The sequence below is a fragment of the Marinobacter sp. AN1 genome, assembly GCF_026013985.1.
In the GTDB taxonomy this organism is placed as follows: Bacteria; Pseudomonadota; Gammaproteobacteria; order Pseudomonadales; family Oleiphilaceae; genus Marinobacter; species Marinobacter segnicrescens.
This window is the reverse complement of the sequence record NZ_CP110342.1, coordinates 691,094-703,603: the sequence shown is the minus strand read 5'-3', so window position 1 is coordinate 703,603 and position 12,510 is coordinate 691,094. Positions and strand designations below refer to the sequence as shown.

The 12,510-nt window shown below is 55.8% G+C and carries 13 protein-coding genes and 2 pseudogenes; 3 read left to right on the top strand and 12 right to left on the bottom strand.

The genetic code is table 11. The features are described 5' to 3' along the window. Window positions 1–12: 12 nt before the first annotated feature. The 4 genes and pseudogenes from LJ360_RS03120 to LJ360_RS03105 form a co-directional block, all read right to left on the bottom strand. A pseudogene (locus tag LJ360_RS03120) lies at window positions 13–2,008 on the bottom strand (heme lyase CcmF/NrfE family subunit). A 108-nt stretch (window positions 2,009–2,116) separates the two neighbouring features. Continuing rightward, a complete protein-coding gene (locus tag LJ360_RS03115; RefSeq protein WP_058089838.1) occupies window positions 2,117–2,755 on the bottom strand; it encodes a peroxiredoxin in 639 nt (212 codons plus the stop codon). 99 nt (window positions 2,756–2,854) lie between these two features. Continuing rightward, window positions 2,855–3,367: a signal peptidase II gene (gene lspA, locus LJ360_RS03110; RefSeq protein WP_199449270.1), complete on the bottom strand. Its 513-nt coding sequence runs from the start codon at window positions 3,365–3,367 to the stop codon at window positions 2,855–2,857. A 3-nt stretch (window positions 3,368–3,370) separates the two neighbouring features. Continuing rightward, window positions 3,371–4,267, bottom strand: coding sequence for a cation transporter (locus LJ360_RS03105; RefSeq protein ID WP_264995216.1), 897 nt, complete (start codon window positions 4,265–4,267; stop codon window positions 3,371–3,373). Window positions 4,268–4,364: 97 nt separating this feature from the next. Between LJ360_RS03105 and cadR the strand changes: the two are divergent. Beyond that, window positions 4,365–4,768: pseudogene (cadR, locus tag LJ360_RS03100) on the top strand (Cd(II)/Pb(II)-responsive transcriptional regulator). A 140-nt stretch (window positions 4,769–4,908) separates the two neighbouring features. On the opposite strand, the gene LJ360_RS03095 reads toward cadR, so the two are convergent. From LJ360_RS03095 to merR, 8 genes are all read right to left on the bottom strand, one after another. Continuing rightward, a complete protein-coding gene (locus tag LJ360_RS03095) occupies window positions 4,909–5,769 on the bottom strand; it encodes a sterol desaturase family protein (RefSeq protein ID WP_202348797.1) in 861 nt (286 codons plus the stop codon). Window positions 5,770–5,842: 73 nt separating this feature from the next. Then, complete coding sequence (locus LJ360_RS03090) at window positions 5,843–6,598, bottom strand: AraC family transcriptional regulator (protein WP_091854716.1); 756 nt, start codon at window positions 6,596–6,598, stop codon at window positions 5,843–5,845. Window positions 6,599–6,644: 46 nt separating this feature from the next. Continuing rightward, a complete protein-coding gene (locus LJ360_RS03085) occupies window positions 6,645–7,226 on the bottom strand; it encodes a TlpA family protein disulfide reductase (protein WP_264995215.1) in 582 nt (193 codons plus the stop codon). Between the two features lie 49 nt (window positions 7,227–7,275). After that, window positions 7,276–7,980, bottom strand: a complete 705-nt coding sequence (locus tag LJ360_RS03080) for an SCO family protein (RefSeq protein ID WP_091854715.1) — start codon at window positions 7,978–7,980, stop codon at window positions 7,276–7,278. A 42-nt stretch (window positions 7,981–8,022) separates the two neighbouring features. Beyond that, entirely contained in the window at window positions 8,023–8,613 is a 591-nt protein-coding gene (locus LJ360_RS03075) for a protein-disulfide reductase DsbD domain-containing protein (protein ID WP_091854713.1), read from the bottom strand. A gap of 16 nt (window positions 8,614–8,629) precedes the next feature. Then, a complete protein-coding gene (locus LJ360_RS03070) occupies window positions 8,630–9,667 on the bottom strand; it encodes a protein-disulfide reductase DsbD family protein (RefSeq protein WP_264995214.1) in 1,038 nt (345 codons plus the stop codon). A gap of 151 nt (window positions 9,668–9,818) precedes the next feature. Continuing rightward, window positions 9,819–10,637, bottom strand: coding sequence for a thiol:disulfide interchange protein DsbG (dsbG, locus tag LJ360_RS03065; protein ID WP_091854709.1), 819 nt, complete (start codon window positions 10,635–10,637; stop codon window positions 9,819–9,821). 693 nt (window positions 10,638–11,330) lie between these two features. Beyond that, window positions 11,331–11,771, bottom strand: coding sequence for an Hg(II)-responsive transcriptional regulator (merR, locus tag LJ360_RS03060; protein WP_091854706.1), 441 nt, complete (start codon window positions 11,769–11,771; stop codon window positions 11,331–11,333). A gap of 73 nt (window positions 11,772–11,844) precedes the next feature. On the opposite strand from merR, the gene merT reads away from it, so the two are divergent. Together merT and merP are read left to right on the top strand one after the other, a co-directional pair. Next, entirely contained in the window at window positions 11,845–12,195 is a 351-nt protein-coding gene (gene merT / locus LJ360_RS03055) for a mercuric ion transporter MerT (protein WP_091854731.1), read from the top strand. A gap of 14 nt (window positions 12,196–12,209) precedes the next feature. Further along, window positions 12,210–12,506, top strand: coding sequence for a mercury resistance system periplasmic binding protein MerP (gene merP / locus LJ360_RS03050; protein ID WP_011784884.1), 297 nt, complete (start codon window positions 12,210–12,212; stop codon window positions 12,504–12,506). Window positions 12,507–12,510: the final 4 nt, after the last annotated feature.

Here is a 12,510-nt window from a genome sequence, read left to right as displayed (position 1 = left end):
ACAGGCGACGCATCATGCGCGAACCTCGCGTGCCGGCCTCATCGATTCGCGGTCAGCTGCGGCTGCACGGCGGCGACGGTAGCGACGGTCTGCCACGGCCAGCACGCCCCCGGAGGCCATCAGCAGCGCACCCAGCCAAAGCCAGCGTACAAATGGCTTGACCTGTAGGCGCATTGCCCAGCTGCCGTCGTCCAGTTCCTCCCCCATGGCCACGTAAAGGTCCCGCAACAGGCCGGGGTCGAGTGCGACATCGGTCATCGGCTGCCTCGGCAATGTACAGGCGCTTCTCCGGGTACAGGGTGGTGACAATCCGGCCTTCACGGGCAACCTCGATGGTCGCCGTATCGGCGAGGAAGTTGGGCCCCCGACGCTCGCCCAGTTCGGTCAGCGTAAAATCGTACCCGCCCAGATTCACCTGCTCACCGATATCAAGCCGCACATTACGCTCCATGGCGTAGTTCGACACCATCACCACGCCCACGATGGTGACGGCCAGGCCCACGTGGCCGACCACCATGCCCCAGTATGAAGGGGTCAACTTACGCAATCCGGACAGCGCAGAGGACGCATTGCGGACTTTATCAAACAGGTCGCGCACCAACGCCAGTACTACCCACAGGGCCGCCACCATCCCCAGCGCCACGGCGACATTCCACTGGCCGTTGTAAAGAAACGGTATCGATATCGCAATCGCCAGTGCGGCCAAGCCCGCCCCCAGTAGTCGCCGGAACAGCTCCCGACCGGGCATCTGCTTCCAGCGTGAGACCGGCCCCAGCCCCATAAAGGCACACAGCATGACGGTCAGTGGCACGAACAGGCTATTAAAGTAAGGCGCGCCGATACTGACCTTGCCCAGCCCGAGTGCATCCAGGATCAAGGGGTACAGGGTGCCCATCAGGACCGTGATCGTCATGGTGACCAGCAAAATATTGTTGATCAGCAACAGAGCATCCCGGGAAAGCCAGCTAAAGCCCGCATTGGCGCTCATTCGCGGCGCCCGTAGCGCAAAGATCAAAAGCGAGACGCCGACCGTTATTCCCAGCAACGCCAGAATGAAGAGCCCCCGAGATGGATCATTGGCAAAGGCATGAACCGAGGTCAGTACCCCTGAGCGCACCAGGAAGGTGCCCAGTAACGAGAGTGAGAACGTGAAAATCGCCAGCAGTGCCGTCCAGCTCTTGAACGTGCCGCGTTTTTCCGTGACCGCCAGTGAATGTATCAGCGCTGTCCCGCTCAGCCAGGGCAGGAGCGATGCATTTTCCACCGGATCCCAGAACCACCAGCCGCCCCAACCCAGCTCATAGTAGGCCCACCAGCTACCCAGAGCGATGCCGAGGGTCAGAAAGGCCCAGGCAATGTTGGTCCACGGCCGAACCCAGCGCGTCCAGGCCGCATCGAGACGCCCTTCGATCAGCGCAGCGATGGCAAAAGCAAAGACCACTGAAAAACCCACATAGCCCATGTAAAGCATCGGCGGATGGATGATCAGGCCAACATCCTGCAACAACGGATTCAGATCGGCACCGTCGGCTGGCATGCCCGGCAACAGGCGATCAAAGGGACTGGACGTAACGACGATGAAAAGCAGGAACCCTGCGCTGACGACACCCAGAACTCCCAGAACCCGTGCCAGCATATCCCGTGGCAACTGGCGGGAAAACAGACTGACGGCAAAGCCCCAGCCACTGAGAATCAGACTCCATAACAGCACCGAGCCTTCATGAGAGCCCCAGACGGCGGTGAACTTGTAGTACCAGGGCAGCATCGAGTTGGAATTACGGGCCACATAATCCACGCTGAAATCATCCAGAAGAAAACTGGCGGTCAGGCTGGCATAAGAAACCAGTAGAAAAACAAATTGCCCCCATGCCATGGGCTCTGCAAATGCCATCCACAACGGGCGCCGGGTGGCGGCTCCCAGCAAGGGCACGGTCGCCTGAAGCAGCGACAGGCAAAGTGCAATCAATAACGCGAAGAGACCAACTTCAGGGATTGTCAGGGTAAGCATTTCGGGGCCGTGTTCGGTTGCGGGTTCGGCGATGACCGAACCTATCGGTGAAGGTTTCTCAGGTATTGCTTCGTCAGCCAGCCACAAGGCCAGCTGACGAATTCTCTATTACTTCCGACCAGGTTGGCGGGTAACGCGCAGATACGGTGTCTGCTCATCCCATCCGTCGGGGAAGCGCTCTTTGGCCTCTTCGTTGGAGAGCGACGGAACGATGATCACATCCTCGCCATTCTTCCAGTCCACCGGCGTGGCTACTTTGTGGTTGTCGGTCAGTTGGAGCGAATCAATGACGCGCAGGATCTCGTCCAGATTGCGCCCGGTGCTGGGCGGATACGTCAGCATCAGACGGATTTTTTTCGCGGAATCGATAATGAATACCGTTCGAACAGTCACCTTGGGATCGGCTTTTGGATGGATCATTCCGTACTGGTCGGCAACCACCTGATCCTTGTCTGCCAACAGGGGAAAATTGAGCCCCTTGCCCTGGGTTTTCTCGATATCCTTCGCCCAGTCTTTATGGGAGTCGAGCGGGTCGACGGAGACCCCGATCAGCTTTACACCGCGACTGGCGAACTCGTCCTTACGCTTCGCGAAGGCACCGAGCTCTGTGGTACAGACGGGGGTGTAGTCGGCGGGGTGTGAAAACAGCACGGCCCAGTCGTCTCCCAGCCACTCATGAAACTGAATGTTCCCTTCGGTGGATGCGACGGTGAAATCGGGAGCGGTTTCTCCAAGTTGCAATGTCATCGTTTCATTCTCCTTTGCTTTGGCTGTCGTTCTCGGTTTGTCAGTACAGACGATATCTTTAAAGTCAACTTTAAGGTCAAGGCGTTTGTCAGATGTTTTTTAGCCTGATCCATCGAGCTCGACGTTCGTGCCCGATTTTTCGGGTATAAAACTGACATAGAGGAAAAGCACGGTGCCCAGCACAATGGCGATATCGGCAAGGTTAAAGGCTGGCCAGTGCCAGGATTGCCAATAGACATCAAAGGAATCCACAACATAGCCACGAAATATCCGGTCAATCAGGTTGCCCATGGCACCGCCAAGAATAAGGCTGTACGCGATGGCTTCTCCCCTGCGGCGGCACTGAAGAATCAGCCCGATCAGTACAATCGAGACAACTACCGCGACTGAGATAAGAAAGTACCGCTGCCAACCTCCGCCATCGGCAAACAGGCTGAATGCGGCACCGGTGTTCCAGACATGCACCCAGTTAAAGAACGGGGTCACCGGAATCGACTCGCCATACGCCATTGACTGCTGGACCGACCATTTTACAACCTGATCAGACGCCGCAATCAGGCCCGAAATAGCCAGCAGGCCATACGGCAAGAGTTTTTTGGCAACGATGGACATTGTTTAACCCTTGAGCGCCAGGATGCGCCTGGCACCGTTGAGTACGATAATCCCCGCGATGCTGCCGATGATAAGGTCCGGATAATTGGAGCCAGTCCACGCGACCAGGGCGCCAGCGGTAATGACCCCCAGATTGATCACCACATCGTTGGCTGAGAATATCCAGCTCGCCTTCATGTGGGCACCGCCCTTCCGATGTTTGGATATCAGCAGCAGACAGGTGGTGTTGGCGATCAATGCGATGAACGCAATCCCCATCATTACCAGCGACTCAGGCTCACTGCCGAAGACAAAGCGCCTCACCACCTCTGCGAGTACGCCCACAGCCAGTATCAGTTGGAGTACGCCCGCAAGATGCGCCGCACGCACCTGCATTTTCACGCTGTGCCCAACCGCATACAGGGCGAGCCCATACACGGCCGCGTCGGCAAAATTGTCCAGGGATTCTGCAATCAAACCGGTGGAGTGCGCGATCAGGCCGGCCGTCATTTCCACCACAAACAGGACAGCATTGATACCGAGCAACCAACGCAGGGTGCCGGACTCCTGCTCGGCAGAGATAGCCGTATCCCCGACCGCCTTGATTGACTCAGGGTCGGCAGCGGCCGTTTCCTGAAGCGAAGCTCCCAGCCCGAGGGTTGCCAGCTTCGAGGTGATAGGCTCAGCCTCGCCATCGTGCACAACCTTCAACCGCCGATCAGACAGGTCGAAGGACAGCCCGCGAATGTCTTCAAAACCGTTCAGGGCCAGGCGAATCATCCGTTCCTCCGAAGGACAATCCATCTTCGGTACGGTATACACACTGATCCAGTTGCCGGACGCTTCAGAGGCCTCCGACCCGGCATTACCCTCGGCGGGTGTTGCGTCGCAGCCACAGGCGTCTTCACAGGATTTACTCATGATACGGCTCCACTTGGGTATTGTCGGATTATGATTTAAAACTATATAGTAACTATAAGGTCAATAGAACAGATACCATTTGTTGAGGAGACACCCGATGCGCATTGGTCAGTTGGCGCGGTCCGTAGGGGTTGACACCCAGACCATCCGTTTCTATGAGCGAGAGGGCTTGTTACCACCGCCGGATCGTCAGGACAACGGCTACCGTATTTACACTGAACGGCATGTTGAGCGACTGGCCTTTATCCGGCGCTGCAGAATACTCGAGCTGTCACTCGCTGAAATTCATGAGTTACAGCGTTATCAGGGCGCGCCCATCAGCCTTGCAGGGCCATCAACACCTTGCTTGATGATCACCTCGCTCATGTACGGTCTCGGATAACCGATCTTCAGGTACTGGAGAAACAACTCACGTCGTTGAGAGCGAGTTGCAACGATGATCGGGACATTGGAGCCTGTGGGGTTCTCGAAGGGCTCAGTGAAGAAAGCATGCAGCAGTAGCCTGAGGCATTTATGCCAAGTATTGGGGTAACCAGTGTGGGCGAATCAATATACTTGCGCAGATGTTGAAAATCCGCTTCCTGGCAGATCTTTTCGACAACACGGAGCCTGAGTAGTCGGCAGATGGAGCAAGCACCTCATCATCTCCTGTTTCGTTGAAAAGGCTGCATCAACTGTTGCCAGTAGTTCGTTGGGTAATTCGGCTCTGAAGCAATACCGAGATCCTTAGTGCCGATCGTTCGCTCGGAATCGAAGTAAGCCGTGCCTAAAAAGCGATCAGTCAAGGTGGTAAAAAGCCCGAAGTTCACATCACCCTCTTTTGCCGTATTCAAATGATGGAAACGATGCACGGAGTTGATTGCGAGAACCTTTTTCAGCGGTCCGGTAAAATACGCTACATTCGAGTGTTGCAGTAGCAACTGGAGTACAACTGCAACCACCAACAACATCAGGACATTCTGCGGTACTCCTATAATGAGCAATGGTGTCGTTCCGGCAACTGTTTCTATAAATTGATGCAGTGGATGTTTCATAAGCCCATTAAAGCCGTACAACCGTTTTACGCTGTGATGAATGGCATGTAGGCGCCACAGCAACCGAAGGCGATGACTGGCAAAATGCGCCAGGGTGATACCAATATCAGAAATAAGGATTGCCAACAGCAATTGGAAAACCAGTGGCCAGCTGGAAGGCCAGATCGGTGCCAAAACGAGCAATCCTGCAATTAATGGGAGTACAGCTATGCCAATAACATTAAGCGACTCGTTCATGAGTGCATGGAGCACATCGCGCCGCTGATCCTGTTGAGGCTCATTGAACGCCCGATCATAGGGGATAAGTCTTTCAGTGGCGAAAGAAATCCCTATAAACACCAGGATCAACAACCCCAGCCAACCGGCGTTGAAACCTTCGGCAACGAGATAGACAGCAACACCATTACCCACGAGCAAAAACAACGGCAAATACAAAAGCCTAACTAACCACATTACGTTACGAATCATTCCAACAGCCCTCGCTAACTAGAGCGTTCAGCATCTCACGGATGCACGCAGCCAAATTGAACGAAAAAGCTGATTATTTGGATAAAAGCCGTTGAATAACCGTTGGGGAAACGCCAAATGCCTCAGTAACAGACCTGCAGAAATGGGCTTGATCAGAAAATCCCGAAGCAATTGCTGCATCAGTAAGTGACATCTCGCGCGATAACTCAAACCCGGTTAGTAGCTTTAGCCACTTTCTATAGCTGCGCAAAGGTAAACCGGTACATTCGGTAAACCAGTGGGAAAAATGGCTTGGAGAAAGGCAAACCATTTTCGCCAACTCGGCTCGTGAGACTGATCGTCCTCCCGATGCTTCGGCATTCAATGCTTCTAAAACGTCGCTCAACCTGCTCTTTGGACCAGATGGCTTACTACCCCGATATTGTCGCTCGAAAGCTTTCAGTGCAATTAACAGGTTTTCGGTGCCAGTAAAGCGAGACAAACACTCCGTAATGAAATCCTCATCGAGTGCCCGGATGGATCGCTTCGACGGGTTTTTGATATAAGGCAGTAAAGCATTGCAGACATCAAGGTTTGGATCGATGTAAATACACAGTACCCTGGACAGTTTTAATTGATGGGTAACTCCAGCTGGTATCCACAACCCCCTTCCCTCGCACCGTGTTTCACTGGACATGACTTCAACGCTTGCGTCAAAACCGATCACGATTTGATGAGCCCAATGTTTATGGGGCTTATTGTCTCCCGACTCTCCATGGAAGGCGCCCATGCCTGGCTTTATCGCTACGGAGCCGAGCCATGGGTTCAATAAAGTCTTTGGTTTGGTCATTGCCTCATCTCTGCAAAGACAGACTTTCAGTCGGAGTGACCCTCGGTCAGTTCCGAATCCCGTCAATGGCACGGGTCATCAAATCCATCATGGCCGGGCTGTCCCATTCCGCGGCACCGACCAGGCGGCCAATTTCGCGACCGTTGTGATCAATCAGCAGCGTTGTAGGAACACCTTCTATGCCCAGTGTTGAGGTCGCCAGTGTCGACGGATCAATATACTGGCGAAGATGTTGGATGCCTGTTTTCCGGTAGAATTTCTCAACAACACTGATGCCTGCGTGGTCAACGGACAGCGCGACCACTTCAAATTGCTCGCCGCCCAGTTGAGCCTGAAGTGAGTCCAGCGTCGGCATTTCCTCACGGCAAGGCAGGCACCAGGTCGCCCAGATATTGAGCAATATCGCCTTACCCTTAAAGTCAGCCAGTGTCAGCGGCCTGCCGTCTTCGTCCTCAAAAGCCAGCTCGGGCAGAGTGCGAGGGGACTCCCAGATCAGGAACCCCTGGGGCCCACGGACTTCGGAACTTTCCCTGCAGCCATAACTGGAGCGGCTATGGAAATAGCAAGCGCGAAAAGGACTACGGCGATTCCACGGGCGGCGGATATGCGCTGGTGACTCATTGGACATTACTCCTGATTACAGTGGTCGGTTTGTTGCCCGCATGGTGCCCCACGCGTTACTCACTCTGTAACAGCTCTTCAATTCGCCCGTGCAGTCGGCCCCAGAACCCATCATCGGCTGCCGCGTTGGGGCCTTTGGCAATGGCCGTCAGGTAGGTCACCAGATGCTCAGGCTTGAATTTCAATCCATGGAACCGGGCCCGCATCTGACCTTCCGGGTCAATCACGTGGGTTACCACACCATGGACCTGTACACCCTCACCCGTATCCCTGAACTGAACGCCGTAGGCTTTGGCGAGCTCCGACGTCAACCCGGGCGGTTCACCTTCGCCCCGGTACAGAAAGTGCCAATTATCGGGGTTCAGGTCGAAATTGTCGCCATACGCGCGCATGTTGTCCCGGGTCCCGGCAACATCTTCCCGGTCCGTGGCAATGGTGATGAACACCACCTCTTCACTCAGCCCTTCTTCTTCAACCCCGGTTTGCAACTGCCGTATCAGGTTCATATGAAAAGGGCAGGCCTCGGTACAGCGCGTGTAGAGAAAATTGAGCACAACGGTTTTGCCGTTTAAGTCGGCAAGGGAAAGGGTATTGCCATCAACGCCTGTAAGATCAAATTCAGGGGCCGGCTGATCCACAAACTGGGCATACCGCTCTTTCTCATTCAACGAGGCCTCCACATCCTCCATGGAATGGGCCATGGCATTGGTGCTACCCAGGGCAACCATGGCAATCAGCAATACTCTGAATACACTGTTCACAGTCACTCTCCATTTGAGTTGTTTTCCGAAGGGAATCCCGGGTTATTGTGGCTTGGTATCGTCCAGATTCAGCGAAACGGGCAGGTCAGCCGGTGCCAGGCAAACGCCCTCGTCACTGCAGGCTTGCACCCGTACTGTCATGTCAAGCTTGCCTGCCTCTTTCAGCGCGGTGGTCTGTTTTTCATCTGGCAGCAGCCGGATGCTCGCACCGTCGTCGTACACCTCCAGGGCGGTGTCACCCAGCACAATGTCACTGACCCGGCCGCGCGGGTACTCCGTCGGAATATCGAGCGACTGGCCGCCAGCCGAAGACTTGGCGACGGTGGGGATCAGAAACTCCATGGAGGCTGGATTCGCATTCACGTGCCAGCCCGGTTCAATGTCCAGTGTCAGAACAATTTCACCGGTCTCCCCTATCAGGGCTTTGCCGCCTTCCGCAAGATTGAGGCGGACCTTATCGGAAGAATCTGCCAACCCCGTGCGGGCAACTGGCGCCTGGGGGTCGGAACTGGCTTGTTCAGGCTGGGCTGAGCCAGGGGCCTTTCCGGAATTGGTACCGATCAACATGAACGCCGCGATCGCGATCAGAAAAACCGCTATGCCGGTCAGCAATACTTTGGCTAGGGTTGTCATGGTTCATCTCCAGTATCTAGGGTTGTGAATTCTCGGTGCGGTTGATCGCCTCGACCAGGCTGTCGGTATCAAAGAGCCCAGTGAAACGGGCGACAACGGCGCCGTCACCGGCAAAAACCGCTGCAAAAGGCAAAGCTTGCCCACCCGTCGCGGTTAACAATGCGTCTTTTTCGGGATCGCTTGCTGTCACATCCACCTGAATCGGCACCATGCCGGCCCGCGCTACGGCTTCAGCCACAGCGGGCTCTTTATACACGGTGCGCTCCAGGACCTTGCAGTTGATGCACCAATCGGCAGTGAACTCCAGCAAATACGGCGTGCCACGGGCTTTTGTGTCCGCCAGGAGTTCTGCTGAGTAGGGTTGCCAGACAAGTTCGTCTTCGCCGCTGCCCAACGGAGATGCGAATACCACCGTCACCGCAAGGGCAAGGCCTGTCGCCGTTGCAGTGATCACGCGCACGGCACCGTTCCCCTGAACGAAACGGCGGAGACCCCAGACCAGCACCAGCGCCAGCCAGGCCCACCACAGCCAGGGGTATACCGCTTTGGGCACCAGGCTCGCACTGAAAAACACGGCGGCGGCCAGCAATATCAGCGCGAGCACTTCACGAATGGCTACGGTCCAGGGGCCCGCCTTGGGCAAACGGCTCAGCCACTCGGGCCTGAGCATCAGTACCGCGTAGGGCAACGACAGCCCCAGCCCGATACTGCCGAATATCCCCATGATGACCGGTGTCGGCTGGGTAACGGCAAAGGCCAGAACGCCACCGAGGAATGGTCCTGCGCAGGGCGCGGCCAGAATCGCACTCAACAGCCCGGATACATAGGCTTCAAAGTAACGCCGGCCATGCGCCGAGGCGGCGAATGTCGGGACGGGGATGGGCAGATCGAGCCAGGTAATCACCGCAAACCCGACCATTAACGCAACCAGGACGGCCACGAATAGCGTTGACTGGAACAACGTGCCCCAGTTCCACTGCAGCAGTGCGGTCAGGCCGCCCAGCGTCAGGAAAAAGGTGAGTGTTCCGGCCGTGAATGCCAACGCGGCCAGCACCCGATGGGACCTCTGGCCGCCCGCCTCCCGCAGGATGGTCCGGACTTGATGGGGATCGCGGGCAGCACGCAGGGCGTCAGGTTCAGCAGTAGACCTGCCATAACCGCCATCATGATCTGGCCGGCAATGAGTAATGAGGGCAGCTGATCCATTACTCAGTGACTCCCAGCATCCTGCCGAGCGCTTCCTGGCTGGGCACACCAGTCTGGCCCCGCCATTGTCCGCTCGTGTCCTTGAACAGCAGCCCTGGCGTCCCGCTGAAACCCGCCTCGGCCATCCACTGACCGTGTTGTTCGAGGGCCTGTTGAAGGTCGGCCGGGATCGGAGTGAGTTCAGAAATGCCGCGGCCGTCACCGCTTTTTCCGAAGTTTTCCTCAAACACCTGGAGCGCCGCGGCTCGATCCTCTGCGTTCATGATTGCTGCAGAAAGCCCCAGGCTGGACGGTTTGAGAAACCCGACCATGACCCAGTGCAACCTGACTTTCCCCTCCGCAACCCAATCCCTGGTTTGCTTCCAGAATTTGTGGCAAAAAATGCAGTTGGGATCCGCGAAGATATAGACCTCAGGGGCATCTTTACCGCCCTCGCTCACCAGATGGGGGTCCCGGGAGAGCTGCTCGGCAACCGACGCATACGTCGGCTTCGGTATATAACGAGCGGAATATTCGCGGGTCAGATCGTTGCCATCACTCTCCAGAAGTGCGCCGGAAAAAGTGAGGTCACCGAGACCATAGAGGATTCCGGTTTTCCCGTCGCCGGTCTTTACAACATAGCCGGTCACGCCCTCGGCTGGCGTGGAGAAGCGTTCAGTCACCGTAAAACCGATTCTCTCCTGCAGTGCCTTGATTCCCGGGTCCATTGGTGGTGACGCCGAGGCCAAGGCAGCGAATAAACTCAAAAAAAGTGCCATCGAAAGCTTATGGCAGAGCACGGTCATGCCGCGCACCGGGTATTCCAGATAGAATGACATCACAGATACGTTCCCGTTTTCATGTATTCATCAGTCGATAAAATCACCAGCAAAGCTGCCTACGTGGTGGTCTACCGCGCAAGGCCAAACGACAGGCACTCGAAGCGAAAGCCTCTGGTAATCAAAGGTTCAGGAGACTGTTGAATACTTGGGAGGAAAAGGGTCTGGGCCAGAAAGTACACGGCCGGAATGAGAAGAATAGCCTTTCGGGCAGGGGGAAGATAACAGCACTACCGAGTCTCTAATTGCAGATTTCCCGACATGGGACGTTGAACACGGGCTACTGCAGCTACCCTCGGCATTGAGCCCGGCGCAGTCATGCATCACCTGGGTGTCTGGCAACATGACACAAGCCACGGCCATGGGTTCCGCCTCAAAAGAGGTCGCGGCAACTCCCTGTGCAACGGGGAGAAGAGCCACGAGCAGTAGTACTGCCAGTCCCATAAGCCGTGTGATCATCGCACTGATATCCTGATTACAGAACAGCTAAAACACCTTCCGCGTGGGAAGATAGTCGTCCACTTTAACCTACATTGGCGGAGGTGCAAACAGACACGCTCCATCACCGTATCCGCCAATTCGGCTACCAGAGTAAGATGTTGGCGGCGCACATAAGTTCCTCAGAAGCTTGGGTGTGGGGACTATCCGGGGATAAAACATCCGCTCTCCCTCGAGCCCTCAGTCGAGTGAAAATCATGTTCTTTCACGTTGATCGTCCCCCCCACTGCCCCCCTCATGCAATGATGCAATCAATGGGCAGGTAATATTGTACGGATGGGCATGGCACTGCTCGACCATCTCGCCCAGTACCTTCTCGATTCTCCCCAGTTGGTCGATTTTCTCACGCACGTCCCGCAACTTGTGCTCGGCCAGAGCGCTGGCCTCCTGACAGTGAGTGCCATCTTCAAGTTGTAGCAGGTCACTGATTTCGACAAGACTGAAGCCCAGCCGCTGAGCGGTTTTCACGAACATTAACCGCTCGATATCAGCTGGACCATAGCGCCTAATACCACCTGGAGGACGTTCCGGCTCCGGCACTAGACGTCGCCGCTGGTAATAGCGGATTGTCTCGACATGGACGTTGGCAGCCTTAGCCAGGCCACCGATGGTCAATGAATTCGCTTTATCCGGCATACCCCTTGACTCCGTAGCTGACTACGGAAGTAACCTTATCTCATCGAATGAAACCATGAAAGGTGTCAGCGTTATGTCGAATTCCAAATCGGGGCGTGGCCCCTTGGCTGCGGGAGGTATTGCGGGCCTTTTGGCTTCGGCCTGCTGTCTCGGACCGCTGGTACTTGTCGCGCTGGGTATCTCCGGTGCCTGGATGGGCAACCTCACGGCTCTTGAACCTTACCGCCCGATTTTCATCGGCGTTGCATTGGTGGCCATGTTCTTCGCCTGGCGTCGAATCTTCCAGCCAGTGGAACAGTGTCAACCCGGTGAAGTGTGTGCCGTACCACGGGTGCGAACGACTTATAAGGTGATCTTTTGGGCAGTAACGGCACTGATACTGGTCGCCCTGTTGTTTCCCTATGCTCTTCCTCTGTTTTATTGAAAGGAGATTGTCCCATGAAAATGCGCTTTGCCATGACGTTGCTTTTCGCCCTGCTCAGCATGCCCTCTTGGGCGGCCATGCAGACGGTGACGCTTTCGGTTCCGGGGATGACCTGTTCCGCATGCCCCATTACCATCAAGCTGGCCTTGAACAAGGTGGACGGTGTTTCACAAGTCGACGTGAGCTATCCGGATCGAGAAGCCGTGATTACCTTTGACGACACACGAACATCGGTGGAAGCCTTAACCCAGGCAACGGGCGATGTCGGCTATCCCTCCACCCTGAAATCCCTGGAAACGGACAGTAAGTGAGTTG

What these genes read in the sequence shown, in the direction of transcription:
- LJ360_RS03115 (WP_058089838.1), bottom strand. Translation starts at nt 2,755, where the DNA reads ATGACATTGCAACTTGGAGAAACCGCTCCCGATTTCACCGTCGCATCC.
- lspA (WP_199449270.1), bottom strand. Translation starts at nt 3,367, where the DNA reads ATGTCCATCGTTGCCAAAAAACTCTTGCCGTATGGCCTGCTGGCTATT.
- LJ360_RS03105 (WP_264995216.1), bottom strand. Translation starts at nt 4,267, where the DNA reads ATGAGTAAATCCTGTGAAGACGCCTGTGGCTGCGACGCAACACCCGCC.
- LJ360_RS03095 (WP_202348797.1), bottom strand. Translation starts at nt 5,769, where the DNA reads ATGATTCGTAACGTAATGTGGTTAGTTAGGCTTTTGTATTTGCCGTTG.
- LJ360_RS03090 (WP_091854716.1), bottom strand. Translation starts at nt 6,598, where the DNA reads ATGACCAAACCAAAGACTTTATTGAACCCATGGCTCGGCTCCGTAGCG.
- LJ360_RS03085 (WP_264995215.1), bottom strand. Translation starts at nt 7,226, where the DNA reads ATGTCCAATGAGTCACCAGCGCATATCCGCCGCCCGTGGAATCGCCGT.
- LJ360_RS03075 (WP_091854713.1), bottom strand. Translation starts at nt 8,613, where the DNA reads ATGACAACCCTAGCCAAAGTATTGCTGACCGGCATAGCGGTTTTTCTG.
- dsbG (WP_091854709.1), bottom strand. Translation starts at nt 10,637, where the DNA reads ATGTCATTCTATCTGGAATACCCGGTGCGCGGCATGACCGTGCTCTGC.
- merR (WP_091854706.1), bottom strand. Translation starts at nt 11,771, where the DNA reads ATGCCGGATAAAGCGAATTCATTGACCATCGGTGGCCTGGCTAAGGCT.
- merT (WP_091854731.1), top strand. Translation starts at nt 11,845, where the DNA reads ATGTCGAATTCCAAATCGGGGCGTGGCCCCTTGGCTGCGGGAGGTATT.
- merP (WP_011784884.1), top strand. Translation starts at nt 12,210, where the DNA reads ATGAAAATGCGCTTTGCCATGACGTTGCTTTTCGCCCTGCTCAGCATG.